Raw genomic sequence first — 19257 nt, forward strand, 5'->3', positions numbered from 1 at the left:
CGGATATCAGGTACATCCTTAAGCGTTCGGCCGAACTGTGAAGACAATAAAATCGATGATCTGCCGATATCTTTCAATGGACACGGCAGGGCCAATTGTCACCATTCGATTCCTGCCCGCGTCGTATTGAGGACGCAGGTACGTCGAACGGCTTAGCCGCCTTTCAACTGAATAGACAGCTTAAACCGGCTTCTACAAAGCGCTAGAGTTAAGGTTGCCTGCGTGCCGCCATGACGTAAAAGTCCGGCTGGCAAACAAGCGCTCGAAAAACGGTCGACAATCATAAGAGAGGTCAGAGGGTGAGCGCTGTACGCCGGGCATTTTTCATGGCGATACTGGAACAGTATTCGCAAGTGATCGTCAGCGTGGCGATGATCACGGTCCTGTCGCGCATGTTGAGCAGCAGCGAGATCGGGATAGCCGTCATCGGCTTGGGAATTGGCACGATTGCGCTGACCGTCAGGGAATTTGTCACGTCAGAATACCTCATTCAGCGCGACACACTCACACGCGAGGACATAAGAACCAGCTTCACGCTGACCTTCGGCTTCTCCACCGTCATAGGCTGCGCCCTGTTTTTCTCGGCCCCGTTCCTTTCCCGATTTTACGCCGCGCCTGAACTGCTCGCATTCATCAAAATACTGGCCTTTGCGGGTGTTGTCGACGCCGCTGTCTGTCCGATCATCGCCCTGTTGCGCCGGGATCTGACCTTTGGTGCGGTAACCCGCATCAACGCCATCGGAAGCATAACCAATGCCGTTGCGACCATCGCATTTGTTGCCTTGCATTTTGGCTTCATGAGCTTTGCCTGGGGAACACTCGCCTCGGCTATCGTACGGATGCTTCTCGCTTTTCACACCAGACCAATCTTCTGGATGTTGCACCCCTGCCTGAAGAGCTGGCGGGCGGCTTTCGCCTTCGGCTCCTACAAAGGCGCATCGACGCTCCTTGATCGGTCCTATGAGGCACTTCCCCAGCTCGTCCTGGGCCGGATCATGCCGCTCACGGCGGTTGGCCTCTACAATCGTGCAAATCTCGTTTGCGGCTTACCCGACAAGATCCTGCTCTCGGCGATATTTTCCGTCGCCTTTCCCGCATTTGCATCGGAAGTCAGAGCGGAACGCGACGTCAAAGCCGCTTATCTGCGCATCATAAGCTACATCACGGCGCTGTACTGGCCAGCAACCCTGGCAATGGCCATTCTGGCCTATCCGATTGTTCGCATCGCACTGGGCCCCCAATGGTCCGAGACAGCACCGCTTGTCCAGATTTTTGCACTGGCCGCGCTCTTCTGGTTTCCCAATATCCTGACCTTTCCCGTTCTCGTCGCAATGGGCGCAAATAGACAGGCTTTTGAAGCCAATTTCATTGGCCGGGGACTGTCGATGCTCGTGATCTGCGCAGCCAGCTTTTTCGGGCTCTACGCCCTGGCACTAAGCCAGTTCATAGTCCTGCCCTTTCAGATGTACCTTTCGCTGGTCTATGTCCGCCGGCAGGTTCCTTTTGCGTGGGACGAACTGTTTCATGTTTTATACCGAAGCGGCCTCGTGACGATATGGGCCATTGCAGGTCCGCTGCTCGTTCTTGCGGCAAACCGTTTTCAGTTCGACCTGTCGATTGCCCAAGCCTGCATTGCGGGTCTGTTCTCGGCGATAGGATGGTTGGCAGCCCTGGCTTACTTCAGGCATCCTTTCCTTGATGAAGTGGAAAACATTGCAAGAATCGCAATGCCGACGCTGCTGGCAAGGATAAACGCCGCGACCGTCAAATGAGCGGCCCCGTGCTTCGGCTCAAGGATTGGATTTTCGACGATGAAATCCATTGACGTGGTCATACCGAATTACAATTACGCCCACTATCTGAAAAACTGCGTCGACAGCGTGCGCAACCAACCTGCCGAGAGGCTGCGCATTCTGATCATCGACAATGCCTCTACCGACGACAGCGCGGCCGTTGCCAGGATGCTGGCCAGTGCCGATCCCAGAATAGAACTGATGCTGCGCCCCAAAAACCTCGGTGCACACGCGTCATTCAATGACGGTATCGATTGGGCACAATCGGATTATTTTCTGATCCTTTGTTCTGACGATTACCTGGCACCGGGAGCTCTTGCCCGGGCAATGGCCTTCATGGAGGACAATCGGGATGTTCACCTTGTGCATGGCAAGACCCATTTTCGCGCAAACAATACGGAAGGCGATGGACTGCCGGACAATCCATTGCCTTCGGACTGGTCAAAGCAGGACGGCATGTCCTTTCTGAAATCCCTCTGTCAAAGCGGAAGGAATTTTGTGAGCGGCCCCACGGCGATCGTACGTACGGCAATCCAGAAGAAAGTCGGGTATTACAAGCCCGCCTTGATCCACACGGATGATCTTGAGATGTGGCTGCGTTTTGCCCTTCACGGTGCGGTGGGCCGAACGGAAAACATCCAGGCGGTCGCAAGGGTTCATGATTTCAATCAATCCGCGACTGTTCGCACCCTGGAGCAGTGGAGCATTGAATTCGAAGCAGCGTTCCAGTCATTCTTCGAAAATGACGGGGCAATCCTGACGGATGCTGATGTACTTTTACGGCAGGCGCGCAATGCACTGAGTGAAAGAGCCTACTGGTCGGCAGTCGCGCAATTGTGCCGGGGTGAACCCGAGGCTATGGCGTTGATGCGTCATGCCATCAAGCTCCGGCCGTCCACAGCCTGGCTGCCGCCTCTCCGCTACCTCTTGCGCAGATCAGACGCCTCGGCATTGATTGGCCGCAGCGTCAAGGCTCTTGGGCGGCGACTTGGTACATCCACGGCACCAGACGGCCGGCTATGATGACATGACAGGCTGCTCAGTGAAAAGCGGGCCGATAACCCTCTCTTCCAGCAGTTTTTCCTGAATGGAAAGCTGCCGTTGAACGCGCGCATTCACTCTGGCCAGTTCCAGATGCACCTCATTGAGGTTGGCAAGCATGCGCCGCGTCTGATCTTTCAGGATCTCGACATCGAAGGTTTCAATGTGCTGGCATGCGCGCTGATCATATTGTGCCAGCAGTTCATCATTCTTTTGGGCATATCCGAGCGAGATCGTGGGGCGCGCGAGCTTCAAGGCGCAGACAACATTATGATAACGCGTCACAACCACAATATCGGTCTTGCCTATCTCCCGCATCAAATCGTGGAGAGTAGCACCATGCTCCACGGATACGCGTTCTTCGGGCTTGTCATGGATAGGAACCGAGACTCTTTCGACAATGTCACCCACCGCCCGCCAGTCCCGCTCATCGCCGGTCAACAAGCGGACATTGTGCCCCTCATCGAGCAGCCATTGGATGAAGGAGGCCAACTTGCCGATGTAAGAGCGGTAGATTGCTTCACCAAACACCGCATCCTTTGACCATCCGCGGTAGTCCATAACGCCTACGCCGACTGTTACGGGACTGTCGTATTTGGGAGGCGAGGAAGGTGGGACCGGAAGCCGAAACGCAATATCGGGGAATAGGCCATCGCGCTCAACAGAAAGGCCTATCCTTTTCATATAGGCCAAGGAATAAGCGTCCCGATAGGATCGGTACTGCGCCATTCTGGCCGCCGACCGCAGAAACCAGCGGCTGAGGGGATGCTCGATCGGACCCGCACCAATGCTGACGAATGCGATGTCCGCCCCACGCAACCGGGCTGCCAGGCACCAGCGGAAGAGCACGAACGGCCAACCAAAGGGCGTCTCCTGAAAATCATCCAGGATACCGGTGCCGGGGATGATCAACAGATCCACCCCGCTCAGGCTTGCAAACAGCATGTAGATACTGGCGATACGGCGCGGGATATCAGCAAGAAACGCGTTCATTCGAATGAACCACTGGTCTTGCAGAACCAGACCGCTGATCCCGATCGATTTGATCTTGTATTCCTTTTCGACCAGTTCCGGGTTGGAACAGATACACATGAGTTCGGCTTCAGACGGCAATGAGCGCAGGAAATTCACCATCGCTTCAAGTGAACCGTCGTTCCCGGTATTACCGCTGCCAAACTGCCCCAGTAAGCATATTTTCATCCACGCATCCTCAGCGTCGCGCGCGATCAATGGGATATCTTGCCGACGGAAGTTTGCTGCCGCTGCCGGGCAAAAAACACATGGTCTTTGGAACACCGCACCCAGCCTAATGAGCAAGGGGCTTCCCCCAAAGGGTTATAGGCCTCACCCGCCGCGACACATTCAATTCCCGCGTCTCCCGGTTCATGCTGTTTTCCGGATGAAGCCGAAAAACCCAAGGACAGGACTTCATGAAGTTCGCTTATTTCGTCCGCCCCCATATTGGTGGCACATATACGGTGTTCAGACAGCTGCGTGCCGCGCTGGCTGAAAAGGGAATTGACGTCCGTTGGCTGGGGATGGCCACCTACGGTACTCCTTACGATGCTCAATGGCGTCCTGAGTTCTCGTACGGTTCCCTGGTGGAAACGCCCAACGGAGCAAGCGAACGGGATCAGGCCGAGGCCCTTGTGGAAGCCCTGGAAGAGGGCGAATTTGACGGAATATTCATCAACGTCCTCAGCGATCGAATTCAAACGAATATTGCGCGTTATCTACCCGACAAATTCCTGCGCATCATGATCGTACACAACATCACTGCCGGGACTTACAGCGCGGCAAACGCGATCAAGAACCACGTCCATGCGACCGTCGGCGTTTCCGATCGCATTCGCAGTGACCTGATCAGGAAACTGGGCTTTCCCGCAGACCGAACCTACGCGATTCCTCATGCCGCGACGGCGCCAACCATGCGGCAATTCCAGAGGGAACCCAACCCCGCCGACACATTGCGGGTCATTTTCCTTGGCCGTATCGAGGACGCGTCGAAAGGGGTGTTCTGGTTGCCGGAAATTTTCGCGCATTTGCCGCAGTCCATTCATCTGACTGTTGCCGGCAATGGGCCGGATCTCGAAAGCTTGAAATCAAAGATGGCAACCCGCCAACAGCAGGCCACCTTTCTCGGCGCGGTTCATCCCGAAGCTGTTTTCGATCTTCTGCTTCGGCATGACGTACTCGTCATGCCCTCGCGTTTCGAAGGATTTGGGCTGACCATAACCGAAGCAATGTCAGCCGGCTGCATACCGGTTGTTTCGCGTATCCGGGGAGTGACCGACACCATCGTCGATGATGGCACCAACGGCTTCCTCTTCACCATCGGAAATGTCAGGGAAGCGGCTCAGATTATCAGCCAGATCCATTCCAGCCGGGAAACCGCGCAATGGATGTCTGACGCGGCACGACACAAGGCCAATAGCACATTCACCATCGGGAATATGGCTGAACGGTATGGCGACGTTATCCGGCACGTCACGACGCACAGACCTGCCATCGCACCACCGCTCAAAATGCGGGATTGGTCCCTGCCGAAAGGCTTGCGCTCGGGTTTGCGAACATTTGTGCCACGCCCGGTGAAGAATTGGCTGCGCATGATGCGGGAGCGCATTTGAAGAGATATCGGCAGATCAGGTAAAAGGGGTTTGGCACATGACTGCATCGATCCGCAATTTTGAAAATTCAGATCACCTGCGCGACCTGGCGCATGATCTGATTCCGGGTGGCGCACATACCTATGCAAAAGGCGATGATCAATATCCCCTGCTGTCGCCTGGCTTCATCGCCAAGGGCTATGGCAGTCATGTGTGGGACATCGACGGCAACGAGTATATCGAGTACGGCATGGGCAACCGTGCCGTCGGATTGGGCCACGCATATCCTCCCGTCCTCGAGGCGGTCATGCGCCAGCTCCAGCTCGGCTGCAATTTCACCCGCCCTGCCGAAATCGAGGTCGAGTGTGCAGCGACCTTCCTTGAGACGGTTCAGTCAGCCGAAATGGTCAAATTCTGCAAGGACGGCTCCGATGCCACATCTGCGGCCGTTCGACTGGCCCGGGCCGTCACCGGGCGGGATATGATCGGTATTTGTGCGGATCATCCATTCTTTTCGACTGACGATTGGTTCATTGGTTCAACGGAAATGAACGCCGGTATTCCAACCGCCATTCAGGCACTGACCGCTGGCTTCAAGTATAATGATCTCGAAAGTGCGCGCGCGCTGTTTGAACGCTATCCCCACAGGATCGCCGCGCTCATACTCGAGCCCTCGCGCAGTGATGGCCCGGCCCAACCGTTTCTGAACGATTTGATGGAGCTATGTCATGAAAATGGGGCTCTGTTCATTCTCGATGAAATGATTACGGGTTTCCGCTGGCATGCCGGAGGCGCACAGAAGCTCTTTGGCATAGAACCCGACCTGTCGTGCTTTGGCAAAGCGCTCGGCAATGGCTTCTCGGTCTCGGCGCTCGCCGGCAAACGCGAGTTCATGAATCTCGGCGGCATTACGCAAGTGTTCAAACCGAGGGTTTTCCTGCTGTCGACCACACACGGTGCGGAAACCCACGCGCTCGCCGCGGCGATTGCCACCATGCGGATTTATCAGAATGAACCGGTAATTGAACATCTTTACGCGCAAGGACAGCGGCTGAAGAGTGGTGTTCAACAGTCGATTGCCCGGCATGACCTCACGGGTTACGTCAGCGTCACCGGCGCCAATTGCTGCCTTGCCTATGCCACGCTGGATACGGAGCGCTTCCCTTCGCAAGCCTTCAGAACGCTGTTTTTACAGGAAACGATACGCCGCGGTATTCTGATGCCATCGCTGGTCGTGAGTTATGCGCATACGGAGGAAGACGTTGACCGCACGATAGACGCGATTGATGGAGCGCTTGGCGTGTACAAGAAGGCACTGCAGCACGGGGTGGACAAGTATCTGGTTGGCCGCGCTTCGCAGCCGGTCTTCCGCCGCTTCAACAGTCCCGACACGCCCGCTCCCGTTTTAAAACGCGCCAGCAATGCTTGACGCATTTCCGAGGCGGGTTCTGCTATGGGCACTTTTGTTGCTCCTTGGACTGTGCACGTCAGTTGTTGCAAAAGAAGCTGCGTTTCCACTGCGCATCTCAGCCAACCAACGCTATTTGGAAGATGATGCGGGGCGGCCATTCCTGATGACAGCGGACACGGCGTGGTCCCTCATAGGGGACCTGTCCCGCGAAGAAGCCGATCACTACCTGGAGGATCGCAGGAAGCGCGGTTTCAACACCATCTTGGTTTCGCTCATCGAGCACCGCTTCAGCCGCAACGCACCGGGCAATTTCTACAAGCGAAAGCCATTTGCGGCAGGCGGCTTTGTCGCTCCCAACGATGCCTATTTTGACGATGCCGAGTGGATTCTACGCCGGGCGCAAGATCGGGGATTTCTTGTACTGCTCGTCCCGGCCTATCTCGGCGTGAATGGCGGAGATCAGGGGTGGTATGGCGAGATGCGCAATGCCGGCGCCGAAGCAATGAAGGCCTATGGAACCTACATCGGCAAAAGGTTTGGAAAATTCAACAATATAATCTGGATACAGGGCGGCGATTACGATCCACCGGATATGAGCCTGGTCGAGGCTTTGGCCGGATCGATTGCACGCGCTGACCCGGATGCACTGCAAAGTGTGCATGGCGGGAGGGATGCAAGAACAGACCTTGTCTGGAAAGCACCCTGGAAAAAGCTCGATACACTCTACACCTATGGCAATGTTGCAGAGGCTGCACGCGTTCAATATCTCGTATCGCCGGCCAGACCCTTTTTTCTCATTGAGGGGATGTATGAGGGGGAGAACGGTGCAACGGAGGAAACGGTTCGGGGAGCAGCTTATTCCGCCCTTCTGTCCGGCGCCAGCGGCCAGGTATTCGGCAACAATCCCGTGTGGCATTTTTCCGGTCCCGGCATACATGAGGAAACCGTGCCCTGGCAAAAAGCGCTCGCAAGCCGCGGTGCCCAAAGCATGACCTATCTCAAACGATTCTTTGAAACCATTCCCTGGTGGGATCTTGAACCCGATCAGGGCAAATTGCTGACAACACAAGGCCAGCCGGCAGCAGGCATCGCGGTGGCCGCCCGTTCGCCCGGCGAAAGACTTGTCGTGGTCTATCTCTCGGGTATGAACAGCGTCGTTCTCAATGCACAGGCAAACTGGCAGTCCACCAGAGATATCCGTTGGTTCGATCCATCCTCCGGACAATACATGGCTGCCAAAGAGCCAATAGTGAGCGTCGCCGGCACATTGGAATACCGTGTTCCTGCAACTCGGAATGCGTCGGGTTACCGGGACTGGCTTCTCGTCGTGAAACAGCGCGATTAACACAGATCAGGCAAAAGAAGTAGGCGCTTCGCCGAAGGTTCAGCCAATTGCATTTGCGATCCTCCAAACTCCTCTCTCGTCCCAGCCCGCCCACTGGAAGTACCGTGGCATCAAAGACGGCTTCTTTGAAAGGATTGGAACAATGAAGGTACTTGTGACAGGACATCGCGGCTATATCGGTTCAGTCATGGTTCCCTTCTTGCAAAAGGCAGGCCATGAGATCCACGGCTTCGACAGCGAACTCTACCGGAATTGCCATTATGCGCCCGGTGGGGCTCTGCCTGACATACCGGGATTATGCAAAGACATACGCGATGTCACCGCGGACGAGCTGGTAGGCTATGACGCTATTGTTCATCTCGCAGCACTCTCCAACGACCCGCTGGGGAACCTCAACCCGGAGGTCACCTACGACATCAATCATCGCGCAAGCGTTCACTTTGCGACGACCGCGAAGAAGGCCGGCGTCCCGCGTTTCCTTTACGCCTCTTCGTGCAGCAATTACGGTCAATCCGGCAGCGATATAATCGATGAAACCGGAGCATTGAACCCGGTCACGGCATATGGATGTTCGAAAGTACTGGCCGAACGCGACATCGCGGAACTCGCCGACGAGACGTTCAGCCCAACCTATCTGCGACCGGCAACGGCCTATGGTCTTTCCCCCATGCTGCGTTTCGATATCGTCTTGAATAATCTCGTGGCATGGGCCGTGACGGAAGGTGTCATCCTTTTGAAATCCGATGGAACGCCGTGGAGGCCAATCGTCCACATCGAGGATATTTCACGGGCTTTCCTGGCGGTATTGCAGGCACCCCGGCATGCCGTACACAACGAAGCATTCAATGTCGGACAGTCCGAACACAATTACCGTATCCGCGATATCGCTGAAATCGTCGCGGATATCGTTCCGGGCTGCCGGCTGGAGTTTGCACCCGGCGCCGGCCCCGATACACGTTCGTATCGGGTCAGCTTTGACAAGATCAGGCGGGTTCTTCCCGATTTCAAGCCACGCTGGGATGCGAAAGCCGGGGCCGAGCAATTGCATGCGGCTTATGTAACCGCGAATTTGACACTGGCGGAATTCGAAGGCCCCCGCTATCAGCGGATCAGCCATATCCGTCAGTTGCTCGACGATCGGAAACTCACCTCCAGCCTGCGCCGTATTTCAGCAGTGGAGCGCCATCCAGCGCTGTCCGATGCCGTCATATGATCATCCCGCGCCAGTTGTTAACAACATGGTAAATGCGCCCGACCGGACAAAGTCCTCCGTTGGAACAGCGACAGACATAGGCCTTTCCATTCACACCTTGGCTGCCCGCCTGTTCCCTATATGTCGCAGCATCACGGGCGATGGCGTCCGTGACACCTTGGCCATACTGGGTCAGCAAATCGATATGGTCGTGCACGAAGTCCCCACGGGAACCCCGGTGTTCGACTGGGTGGTACCGTCCGAATGGAACATCCGTGATGCCTACGTCAAGGATGGCTCCGGCCGCAAGCGCATTGATCTCGCCAAATCCAATCTGCATGTGGTCAGCTACAGCAATCCCATTCACCGTATCATGCAACTGAGCGAACTCAGACCCCATATCCACACACTACCCGATCAGCCCGATCTGATCCCGTATCGAACCTCATACTACAGTGAGCAATGGGGTCTGTGTACAAGCCATAATGCTCTTCTTGCGCTCGCGGACGGCGAGTACGAAGTCCTGATTGACGCCGAAAAGACCGACGGTCATCTCACCTATGGTGAATACCTGCACAAAGGCACCACCGACAGAGATGTGCTGTTTTCCGCTCATATCTGTCATCCCTCGCTTGCCAATGACAATTGTTCTGGCCTCGCCCTCTTGACCCTGCTCGGCAAGAGTTTGCAGTCCCGCAAGACACGCTACAACTATCGCTTCCTCTTTGCGCCCGGTACAATCGGTGCGCTGACCTGGCTTGCCCGCAACGAAGACAAGGTTGCACGCATCGATCACGGCCTGGTCGTGTCGTGCGTCGGAGACGGCGGCGGCCCCACCTACAAGCGCAGCCGTCAAGGCAACGCCATTATCGACAGGGCGATGGAAAGCGTCCTGTGCTGCGGCAATCGACAGGCAATCATGCAGGACTTCAGCCCCTACGGATATGACGAGCGGCAATATTGCTCCCCGGGATTCAACCTTCCCGTCGGTCTGTTCCAGCGCAGCGGTTTTGGAACCTTCCCTGAATACCATACCTCAGCGGACAATATGGCGCTCATTACACCCGAAAACCTTGCGCTTTCCTACCAGATGATCAGCGAAGTCATCGATATCATTGAAACGAACTGGACCCCGGTCAACCTTTTTCCCAAGGGCGAACCGCAACTGGGCAGGCGCGGCCTCTACGCCTCGCTGGGCGGTGACAAATCAGCCGTGCAGACCTCGATGGCCTTTCTCTGGGTTCTCAACCTCGCAGACGGAAATCACAGCCTTCTCGACATGTCGCTGCGTTCCCGCCTGCCCTATCCGGATATTTTCCGCGCCGCGCAATTATTGTTGGAAAAGGGTCTGCTCGGCGGGGAGCTGCCGCAGGCGTGATGGGATGAGCGTGGTTGGGGCCGGACAGGCTCCTATATCCTTTGCCGCATTAAGGTTGGGCTTTAACTGCAAAGCTGCTCGCCCAAGAGCGGCCAGGACCGGTCCTTGTCGGAAAGAACCGCAGGGGGCGCCGGCCAATCGATCGCAAAGGCCGGGTCATCAAAACGCACACCATCAGCAGCGGCTGGATGGTAAAATTCTGAAATCAGATAGGACACCACGGCATCATCGCTCAGGGTTTGGAATCCGTGCGCAAAGCCCTTGGGTATATAGAGCTGGCAATGGTTGGCCTCCGACAGTTCAAATCCGACATGACGCCGGTAGCTCCGCGAATCCGGCCGCAAATCGATGATCACATCCCATATTGCGCCTCTTATGCATGAAACCAGTTTGACCTCCGCATGGGGCGCCTTCTGGAAATGCATGCCGCGCACTGTGTGCATTGTCAGTGAATGCGAGGCGCTGTGCTGAACGAACTCGGTGGCAAGCCCATGTTCGCGGAACTCCTGCGCGCAGAAGGTCCGCGCAAACGATCCCCGCGTGTCATGGTGGGGAAGCGTCTCGATAAGCCATGCTCCACTCAGTTCTGTCTCGGTGAACCGCATCTGATCCCGCCTCGTCCACGATGACCTGCCAATAATAGGCACAATCTTGTCAGAGCCCCGTCAGGAATGAAACTCTCCAATAGAGGTAGCGAAAACTGTACTTGAGGTTGTCAGCGGCACCATCCCGCCCGTTTCGCGGCGGTGCCGTTTCAAAGCACACCGTTTGACGGAACGCCGCTTTCGCGGGTCATCCGTTCGGATGATCCGTTTGATCGCATTGGCAGGTCGCCTACCATCCCGTGAGGCCATAGATTCAGACTGGGGAAACAATCATCCCCCGCATCCAGGACACCGACAATTCATCGGGAGCGAAGGTATGAATCTACTGGCGAACACGTTTTCCCTGGCGAACCAATCAAGCAGCAGAACCCATTTCTGCCGCCTTTGCAGCGCGCCGCTCAGACATACATTCGTTGATCTGGGTATGTCGCCGCCGTGCGAGAGTTTCGTTGCCCGCGACCGGCTGGATGATATGGAACCCTATTATCCGTTGCACACCTTCGTTTGCGAGGAATGCCTGCTTGTGCAGCTGAACGAATATGTCACGCCGCAGGCCATCTTCGAGGAATATGCTTATTTCTCCTCCTATTCGACCAGTTGGGTCGAGCATGCGAAAACCTACTGCCATCAGATAGCAAGGCGTTTGCAGCTCGATACGCAAAGCCTTGTTGTCGAGCTCGCCAGCAATGACGGATATCTCCTACAGCATTTCATCCCAATGAAAATTCCGGCGCTCGGCATAGAACCGGCGGCAAATGTCGCCAAGGTTGCGATCGAAAAAGGCGTATCCACGCGCGTGGAATTCTTTGGAGATTCCTATGCCCAGCAGCTGGTCACGGAAGGCCTTCAGGCTGACCTTATCGTTGGGAACAATGTTTTAGCGCAGGTGCCTGATCTCAATGATTTCGTTGCTGGCATGGTTGCGTTGTTGAAACCGCAAGGCGTTATAACCCTCGAATTTCCGCACCTTGAGAAATTGATATCGCAAGGCCAGTTCGACACGATCTATCACGAGCATTTCTCCTATTTCTCGTTGCTCGCCATCGAACATCTGGCGAAACGGCATCACCTCAAAATCATCGATGTGGAAGAGTTATCGACCCATGGCGGATCGCTGCGGGTGTACCTTACCCACGCCGCCAGTACGTGGCTCGTGCGGGAAAGCGTCGCCCGCATCAGACAGGATGAGATAAACGCGCATCTTGATCAGCTTGCCACTTACACCGCCTTCGCCAGCCGCGCCCGCAAGGTCAAGCGCGATCTCCTGACATTTCTCATAGCGGCCAAAACTGAAGGCAAGACGATTTGCGGATATGGCGCGCCCGGCAAGGGCAACACCCTGCTGAACTATTGCGGCATCGGGCCTGACTTCCTTGATTTCACCGTGGACCGCAACCCTTACAAGCATGGCCGTTATACGCCCGGGATGCATATCCCGATTGAGCCTGTGGAGGCGATTGACCGGCTCAAGCCGGACTACATCCTCATTCTTCCCTGGAACCTCAAGGACGAAATCGTGAAGCAAATGCATCATGTTCGCGAATGGGGTGCCAAATTCGTCGTACCCATTCCGGGTGTCGACATTGTTGATCCGAGAGGTGACGAGCTATGAAAGTGGTTCTGTTCTGCGGCGGTATGGGTACCCGTATTCGCGAGTACTCGGAAAATGTACCCAAACCCATGATCCCACTCGGTTCCCAACCCATATTGCGCCACGTGATGCAGTATTATGCCGACTATGGACACGAGGACTTTATTCTTTGCCTGGGTTACAAGGCGAATGTCATCAAGGATTTCTTTCTCAACAGCAGGCCGCAGACCTTTGCCGATTGCGTCGTCAGCGGCGACGGGACTGTCGAAGTTTTGGGTGAATCCCAGAAGGACTGGCGCATATCCCTGATTGATACCGGTATATGGCGTAACATCGGCGAGCGTCTTTGGGCGGTGCGCGATCAGTTGCGCGGCGAACGCGTGTTTCTCGCCAATTACAGCGATGGGCTGACCAATGTCGATCTTGACGATATGATCGAAAAGTTCGAGGCGAGCGGCAAGATCGCCTGCTTTCTTGCCGTGCGCCCGCCCCTTACCTACCATCTTGCGGATATTGCCGATGACGGCCGCGTTTGCGAGTTTCGATCCTCCGACCGTTCGGACATCTGGATCAATGGCGGATACTTTCTCATGCGCAGTGAAATATTTGATTACATGCGCGAGTCCGAAGAGCTGGTGCTGGAGCCCTTCAGCAGGCTTATCAAGGATAACATGCTCATGGCTTACAAGCATGAGGGTTTCTGGCGCTCCATGGATACGCTTCGCGACTGGCAGGCACTGCAGGAGATGGTGGAAAGAGGCGAAATGCCGTGGATGACCCACGCACCCGCCCGCAGTAATTCCAGGGCGTCGAAGGTCAAAGTTTTATGAGGTCATTGCCCTTTGCCTACCACGGGCAACGGCTGTCGGTATTATGCCTCGGCGCCCATTCCGACGACATCGAGATTGGTGCGGGAGGCACAATCCTGCACATGATCTCGGGCGGCGCCTTGCTTGATGTTCACTGGTGCGTGATGAGCAGCCCGGGTGACCGGGCTATGGAAGCGCGCGCATCAGCCGATGCGTTTCTTGCCGGCGCATCATCAACGCATGTAGAGATCGCCGAGTTCGAAGACAGTTACTTTCCAAGTCAAACGCGCGAGTTGAAGACCTGGCTCAATGCATTGCGCGACCGCGTCTCGCCTGACATTATTTTCACCCACGCACGCCATGATGCACATCAGGATCATCGCGCGATCAATCAGCTCACCACAAACGTATTCCGGGACCATCTGGTGCTGGAATATGAGATTCCCAAATGGGACGGGGACCTGACCGAACGCAATGTCTACGTTCCCCTGACCGAAGAGATCATGCAGCGCAAAACGGAACTCCTTCTGAAACACTTCGGAACGCAGCGGTCCAAGGACTGGTTCGATGCGGATACATTCCGCGGTCTTGCGCGCCTCAGAGGCATTGAATGCCGGGCACCGGGCAGATTTGCAGAAGCTTTCACCGCCCGGAAACTCATGATCAGCATGGGCACCGGTCAATAGGGCAAACCGCCTTGCCTGGTTGCAGCCGAATTATCCGGCGATGCGGTGACCTACTTCCGACCGCCGTACACATCGACTCAAGCGAAACCGAGCAAACGTCGTTCGCCCCGATTCGGAACCATCGTTTTACAACGTCTACGCGGTCTAGAACGCAGGTCTAAATCCCGCGATAAAGCCAGTAATACACCCGTTCTATTTTGACCGGTTTACCCCTCTATTTTAATTATACTAATGGATTAGTCATTTCATAATTGCCTTCTTGCTTCCCATCCAAAGGACTACGCGTGGGATTAAAGACTTTCCTCCATGGAAGGCGTAAATTGATATTGCCAAAAGAAGTGCAATTGAGCGGAACAATCCGTTCATGACAAACAAACATGCAACAAAGCATCAAACTTGGGGATAAATTATGGAAAACATGCATGGCAACCATACTCTAGACGAACTGGTAGATGAGGATATTCATAAAATTATAGAAATCACGGATAACTCATCTTACACAATAAGTGCGAACGAAAACAAATTCCAAAAGTATTCTACCAACGACTATTTGCTTATCATTGACCGCCGTGCCCTTGAGAGGGAGTGTCTGGCCCAGGCTTTAGCCGCCCATCACATGGGTTTGAAGGTCAAAACCTGCGGCTCGCTGCAAGAATGGCAAGCTTCCATTAACAATCCTGCTGGGCTGCGTGCCGTACTCGTCAACACGGGAAACCGCAATCTGAGCGACGGCGATCTCTCCGCAGAAATATGCGAACTGGTCGAATCGTTCCAGAGGGTGGCTGTCGTCATGGTTGCGGACAATGATGATCTGACAACCATTCTCAAGGCCCTCGAACTGGGTGTGCAAGGTTATATTCCGACAACCGTTGGAATTGAGATCTGCATGCAGGCTATCGAACTGGCAATCGCCGGCGGGAAATTCGTTCCTGCAAGCTGCGTTCTGTCCCTCAGGAAACTGATGGGTGGCCGCAGCGATGAATTCCGGCACATAACGACCTCGTTTACGGCACGGCAATCGGCAGTCGCCGAGGGGCTGCGCCGGGGCAAGGCCAACAAGATTATCGCCTATGAGCTGAACCTGTGCGAGAGCACAGTGAAGGTTCACATCCGCAACATCATGAAGAAGCTGGGTGCAACCAACCGGACAGAGGTGGCCTACAAGATCGGCGACATGATTCCACACGAAACCAGGTTTTGACGCCGGCTGGACCCCAGCCGTTCGCCATCCGATTTTGCAGGAACTCACGCAATGATCTTCTCCGATAGCATTCCTCACGCATCAGGGCCGGCAATCCATCGCCTTGTTTCAGTTGTTCTCAAGCGGCGGAAGACAATGCTTGCAGCTTTGTCGGCATGCCTCTTGCTGACCACTGCCGCCTATATGACGACGCCGGCCCAATACGTGTCCGAGGCAATCCTTGCTCTGGACGTTCGCAAGTTGCAGGCCCTGCCAACCGAGTCTGTTGTCTCGCCTTTGCCACAGGAGAGCCCGGTGCTGCGCACTGAGCTCGATATCATCAGCTCACGCATGATGGCCGGGAAAGTGCTGACCCGGCTCGATAGCCTGAACTTTGACGCCGATGGACGCATCAATCCCGCCGATCAGCAACCGCCCGCAAATACAGCTGGTCCCGATCCGATAAGCGCTTTGCCGGCGCAATCGGACGAGGACCGCAATCGCAGCCGCATTGACAAATTGCTCTCCAATGTCAGCGTCGTGAATGACGGCAGGTCATACACCATTTACATCAGTTACAGGGCCGACAACCCCCAATACTCCGCTGCGGTGGCCAATGCCTTTGGCGAAGCCTACCTCGACTATCAGGTCGATCTGCAAACATCCGCAACCCGGCGTGTGAGCGACTGGCTTGGCGGAAAACTTGTCAGCCTGCGCGCGACACTTGAACAATCGGAGCGGGCAGCCGCGGACTTCCGCGAAAAATCGGGCCTTGTCAAAGCCAATGGCATGACCCTCCAATCGCAGCAGATCGCTGCCCTCAATACGGAACTTGCCAATTTGCGGGCGAAGCTCGCGGGCGCAGAGGCGCGCCTTTCCACGGCAATCGATGCGTCGAACAACAAAGCCGGCGTTGCATTGTCTGAAATTCTCGGCTCTCCCGCCATACAGCAGTTGCGTGCCGAGCAGTCGCGCGTGGAGCGGTCGCTCCAGGAAATCAGCCAGAGCGGCGCCATACAAAGTGTGCAGCTACCTCAGTTGAACTCGCAGCTTGCCTCGTTGAAGAGCCAGATTGCCGGCGAAGTACAGCAGGTCATCGACAGTTTGAGGAACGAGATCAACGTCACGCATCGCCAGCAGGCGGCAGTGGAAGCAAATCTTCGGGAAATGCAGGAAGGCATGTCCGCCGCGAACCAGGCACTGGTGCATGCTGACCAACTTGACCGCGAGGCGAGCGCAAACCGCGCAATCTACGAGAGCTACCTGACCAGATACAAACAGACCATTGAGCAGGACGGCATAGCAACGGCTGAAGCCCGCATGATCTCGCGTGCCGTACCGGCACGGTCAAGAGCAAGCCCCCACCTTTCAACGTGGATGGCGCTTGGTATCATTGGCGGCACATTCCTGGGCATATGCTTGTCCTTCCTTCTTGAAATAAGGGACAAGTCAATCCGGTCGGCGCAAGCGCTTGAGAATGCCACCCGAACCCCCATCATTGGCCGGATCCCCAAATTGTCCAGCGGCGAGCGCAAAAATGCGGCGCTGATAGTCAGCGAAGGGCGCTACGGCTTTGCACGCGCGATTGCGGATTTGCAGGCCCACCTCCTTCTGTCTTCGCCACAAAAAATGGCCCGTGCCATCGCTGTCACATCAGCCGGGACCCAGGAGGGCAAAACGCTCATCATCGCCGGCCTGGCCCGGTCATTGGCCGCGACAGGTGTTCGTGCCATCATCATCGACGCCAATTTCACCGCCCCCATGGTTGGGCAGGAATTCGGCGATCAGTTTGGGCCTTATCTGGAGGATGTGATCAGAGGCAGGCACACGCTGGAGGCCGTGATTCAGCACGATGTATTCTCATCGATCGACTTTGTGGCAACGCAACCCTGTTCCGTTCCAGCTGAATTCCTGCTGGGACACGAGCAATTTGCCAAGGTGATCAATGCCCTGAAGCATCAATATGACGTCGTGCTCATCGATACTCCAGCGGTTAGCCTGGGGGCAGACGCAATCCGTGTGGCCTCGCTGGCCGATACCACAATCCTTGTCGCACAATGCGAACGGGCCAACATGGACGACATTCTCAACGCCGTGAAGGTGCTCAGTTCCGACGGGCGAAGACTGAGCGGCATCGTCATCAACAGCGATCCAAGCATAAAGGATGCCTCGCCCCCCGATCACCAGCCGCCGGCACCCGCCACAGCGAAGCGCTTCGTGCTGGAAATCGCCAGCCACAAGAAACTCCGCTCTTCAGCGGCCAAGGTATGAGGGCGAAAATGCTCAAAGGAAGAAGGAAAAGCCCGGCATCTCTGCTATCGCGGATAAGCAATCTCCTGATAGCGGGAACCGTATCGTCAACGCTCTTGTTTTCCCTGGCGACTGCTCCTGCTCAAGCAAATCAGGAACCGTACAAGATCGCTTCGGGAGATGTTCTGCTCATAACGGTCTATGGAGATGCCGGATTGACAGGTATCTTTCCTGTCAGCGTCGACGGAACAATTGCCTATCCCATTCTTGGCAACATAGCCGTTGCCAATCATACGATCACCGAAATCGGGCAAACCATCACACAATCGCTTCTGCAGCATATACCTGGTCTTTCCGTTTCTGTTGCCGTGAAGGAATACGCACCCGTTTTTGTCATCGGGGATGTGCAGAAACCCGGAAAATATGAATATCGGCCGGGCATGATTGCCCTGGAATTGTTTGCGTTGAGCGGAGGTTTGCGGCAAGCCGCCGACAAGCTCGACACCGCCGGCATCCAGCTCGTTGCGGCACGGCAGGAATATACCGACACATCGCTGCAACTCTTTGCACAGGATGTGAAGCGCGTGCGTCTCGAAGCCGAATTGAATGGAAAGCAGTTTGACTATGATCTGACGGCGAGCCTCGATGCGATCGATGACAAGGCCGAGCGGCAACGGATCGTCGATTCCGAGCGAAAGCTTTTCGATCTTCGTCTTTCCGCCCTGCAAAGCGAAGCAACCGCACTTGAGGCTCAGAAACAGAACTATGCCGAAGAAATCACCACGCTGGAAGAAAGCACAAAGTTGCGCAACGAGGAAATTTCGCTTCTCGAGCAAAATGTGAAGGCGTCCCAGAGTCTCGTGGACAAAGGCCTTACGGCGCAATCAACATTGCGCGATACCCAACGCCAGCTTTCGGCGATGCGCCGTGATGCGCTCGAATTCGGCTCGTTCCTGGCACGCGCAAAGCAGAACGAGAATGCGATCCAGCAGCGCCTGCTCGCCCTGCACGATTCACGCTCCAATGATGCGGCCAAAGACTTGCGGGACATTGATCTCGATATCCTGAGATTGCGCAAGAAAATGGCATTCATCGCACAAACCATGGGTGAAATCGGTGCCGCGGCCCAGCGCGTGTCGTCGCGTGAGGAAACTGTCAAGCTCACCTTCACGGTGGTTCGGGTTGTGGACGGAAACTATCAGGAAACGGCCTTGTCGGAACATGACGAGATCAGGGCCGGCGATATTCTGCGTGCGCAACTTGAACTGCCCAACGCGGCCACACCCAAGACGATCGTACCCAAGGCCGTCAACTGACTGTGGGTGTCTTGTAATCAGAGGCCTTCCGCCAGGGCGTATTCCAACGCCCCG

The 19257-nt window shown here is 55.6% G+C and carries 15 protein-coding genes; 13 read left to right on the forward strand and 2 right to left on the reverse strand.

Annotated elements, in window-relative coordinates; genetic code table 11:
* The first annotated feature begins 299 nt into the window (after positions 1-299).
* Positions 300-1772 carry an oligosaccharide flippase family protein gene (locus ACP7B1_RS15635; protein ID WP_426137072.1) on the forward strand — a complete coding sequence of 491 codons (1473 nt, stop codon included), beginning with the start codon at positions 300-302 and terminating at the stop codon, positions 1770-1772.
* A 39-nt stretch (positions 1773-1811) separates the two neighbouring features.
* On the forward strand, positions 1812-2816 hold the full coding sequence (locus ACP7B1_RS15640; RefSeq protein WP_426137073.1) for a glycosyltransferase family 2 protein: 1005 nt from the start codon (positions 1812-1814) through the stop codon (positions 2814-2816).
* Here the strand turns inward: ACP7B1_RS15640 and ACP7B1_RS15645 are convergent.
* Complete coding sequence (locus ACP7B1_RS15645) at positions 2811-4064, reverse strand: polysaccharide pyruvyl transferase family protein (RefSeq protein ID WP_426137074.1); 1254 nt, start codon at positions 4062-4064, stop codon at positions 2811-2813. The genes ACP7B1_RS15640 and ACP7B1_RS15645 overlap by 6 nt on opposite strands.
* Before the next feature lie 200 nt (positions 4065-4264).
* Here ACP7B1_RS15645 and ACP7B1_RS15650 point away from each other — a divergent pair, with 200 nt between their 5' ends.
* The 5 genes from ACP7B1_RS15650 to ACP7B1_RS15670 all read left to right on the forward strand — a co-directional run bounded on the left by ACP7B1_RS15650 (position 4265) and on the right by ACP7B1_RS15670 (position 10766).
* On the forward strand, positions 4265-5461 hold the full coding sequence (locus ACP7B1_RS15650; RefSeq protein WP_426137075.1) for a glycosyltransferase family 4 protein: 1197 nt from the start codon (positions 4265-4267) through the stop codon (positions 5459-5461).
* Positions 5462-5498: 37 nt separating this feature from the next.
* Positions 5499-6869: a glutamate-1-semialdehyde 2,1-aminomutase gene (locus ACP7B1_RS15655; RefSeq protein WP_426137076.1), complete on the forward strand. Its 1371-nt coding sequence runs from the start codon at positions 5499-5501 to the stop codon at positions 6867-6869.
* On the forward strand, positions 6862-8196 hold the full coding sequence (locus ACP7B1_RS15660; protein WP_426137077.1) for a DUF4038 domain-containing protein: 1335 nt from the start codon (positions 6862-6864) through the stop codon (positions 8194-8196). Before ACP7B1_RS15655 ends, ACP7B1_RS15660 begins: the two co-directional genes overlap by 8 nt.
* A 142-nt stretch (positions 8197-8338) precedes the next feature.
* On the forward strand, positions 8339-9409 hold the full coding sequence (locus ACP7B1_RS15665; protein WP_403184384.1) for an NAD-dependent epimerase/dehydratase family protein: 1071 nt from the start codon (positions 8339-8341) through the stop codon (positions 9407-9409).
* A gap of 25 nt (positions 9410-9434) precedes the next feature.
* On the forward strand, positions 9435-10766 hold the full coding sequence (locus tag ACP7B1_RS15670; protein ID WP_426137078.1) for a DUF4910 domain-containing protein: 1332 nt from the start codon (positions 9435-9437) through the stop codon (positions 10764-10766).
* A gap of 62 nt (positions 10767-10828) precedes the next feature.
* On the opposite strand, the gene rfbC is transcribed toward ACP7B1_RS15670, so the two are convergent.
* Positions 10829-11371, reverse strand: a complete 543-nt coding sequence (rfbC, locus tag ACP7B1_RS15675; protein ID WP_426137079.1) for a dTDP-4-dehydrorhamnose 3,5-epimerase — start codon at positions 11369-11371, stop codon at positions 10829-10831.
* 316 nt (positions 11372-11687) lie between these two features.
* Between rfbC and ACP7B1_RS15680 the strand changes: the two genes are divergently transcribed.
* The 6 genes from ACP7B1_RS15680 (at position 11688) to ACP7B1_RS15705 (ending at position 19203) form a co-directional block, all read left to right on the forward strand.
* Complete coding sequence (locus ACP7B1_RS15680) at positions 11688-12983, forward strand: methyltransferase domain-containing protein (RefSeq protein ID WP_403184380.1); 1296 nt, start codon at positions 11688-11690, stop codon at positions 12981-12983.
* Positions 12980-13792, forward strand: a complete 813-nt coding sequence (locus ACP7B1_RS15685) for a glucose-1-phosphate cytidylyltransferase (protein ID WP_403184378.1) — start codon at positions 12980-12982, stop codon at positions 13790-13792. The genes ACP7B1_RS15680 and ACP7B1_RS15685 overlap by 4 nt, the downstream gene beginning before the upstream one ends.
* Positions 13789-14457 carry a PIG-L deacetylase family protein gene (locus ACP7B1_RS15690; protein WP_403184376.1) on the forward strand — a complete coding sequence of 223 codons (669 nt, stop codon included), beginning with the start codon at positions 13789-13791 and terminating at the stop codon, positions 14455-14457. The genes ACP7B1_RS15685 and ACP7B1_RS15690 overlap by 4 nt, the downstream gene beginning before the upstream one ends.
* 409 nt (positions 14458-14866) lie before the next feature.
* A complete protein-coding gene (locus ACP7B1_RS15695; protein ID WP_403184374.1) occupies positions 14867-15658 on the forward strand; it encodes a LuxR C-terminal-related transcriptional regulator in 792 nt (263 codons plus the stop codon).
* A gap of 135 nt (positions 15659-15793) precedes the next feature.
* Positions 15794-17908: a GumC family protein gene (locus ACP7B1_RS15700; RefSeq protein ID WP_403184372.1), complete on the forward strand. Its 2115-nt coding sequence runs from the start codon at positions 15794-15796 to the stop codon at positions 17906-17908.
* Between the two features lie 95 nt (positions 17909-18003).
* Positions 18004-19203, forward strand: coding sequence for a polysaccharide biosynthesis/export family protein (locus tag ACP7B1_RS15705; RefSeq protein WP_403184571.1), 1200 nt, complete (start codon positions 18004-18006; stop codon positions 19201-19203).
* Positions 19204-19257: the final 54 nt, after the last annotated feature.

The organism is Phyllobacterium sp. SL163, assembly GCF_049896885.1.
Taxonomy (GTDB): domain Bacteria; phylum Pseudomonadota; class Alphaproteobacteria; order Rhizobiales; family Rhizobiaceae; genus Phyllobacterium; species Phyllobacterium calauticae.

Excerpts from the sequence above, each read along its gene's own strand:
- ACP7B1_RS15640 (WP_426137073.1), top strand. The coding sequence starts at position 1,812 with ATGAAATCCATTGACGTGGTCATACCGAATTACAATTACGCCCACTAT.
- ACP7B1_RS15650 (WP_426137075.1), top strand. The coding sequence starts at position 4,265 with ATGAAGTTCGCTTATTTCGTCCGCCCCCATATTGGTGGCACATATACG.
- ACP7B1_RS15655 (WP_426137076.1), top strand. The coding sequence starts at position 5,499 with ATGACTGCATCGATCCGCAATTTTGAAAATTCAGATCACCTGCGCGAC.
- ACP7B1_RS15660 (WP_426137077.1), top strand. The coding sequence starts at position 6,862 with ATGCTTGACGCATTTCCGAGGCGGGTTCTGCTATGGGCACTTTTGTTG.
- ACP7B1_RS15665 (WP_403184384.1), top strand. The coding sequence starts at position 8,339 with ATGAAGGTACTTGTGACAGGACATCGCGGCTATATCGGTTCAGTCATG.
- ACP7B1_RS15670 (WP_426137078.1), top strand. The coding sequence starts at position 9,435 with ATGGTAAATGCGCCCGACCGGACAAAGTCCTCCGTTGGAACAGCGACA.
- rfbC (WP_426137079.1), bottom strand. The coding sequence starts at position 11,371 with ATGCGGTTCACCGAGACAGAACTGAGTGGAGCATGGCTTATCGAGACG.
- ACP7B1_RS15680 (WP_403184380.1), top strand. The coding sequence starts at position 11,688 with ATGAATCTACTGGCGAACACGTTTTCCCTGGCGAACCAATCAAGCAGC.
- ACP7B1_RS15685 (WP_403184378.1), top strand. The coding sequence starts at position 12,980 with ATGAAAGTGGTTCTGTTCTGCGGCGGTATGGGTACCCGTATTCGCGAG.
- ACP7B1_RS15690 (WP_403184376.1), top strand. The coding sequence starts at position 13,789 with ATGAGGTCATTGCCCTTTGCCTACCACGGGCAACGGCTGTCGGTATTA.
- ACP7B1_RS15695 (WP_403184374.1), top strand. The coding sequence starts at position 14,867 with ATGGAAAACATGCATGGCAACCATACTCTAGACGAACTGGTAGATGAG.
- ACP7B1_RS15700 (WP_403184372.1), top strand. The coding sequence starts at position 15,794 with ATGCTTGCAGCTTTGTCGGCATGCCTCTTGCTGACCACTGCCGCCTAT.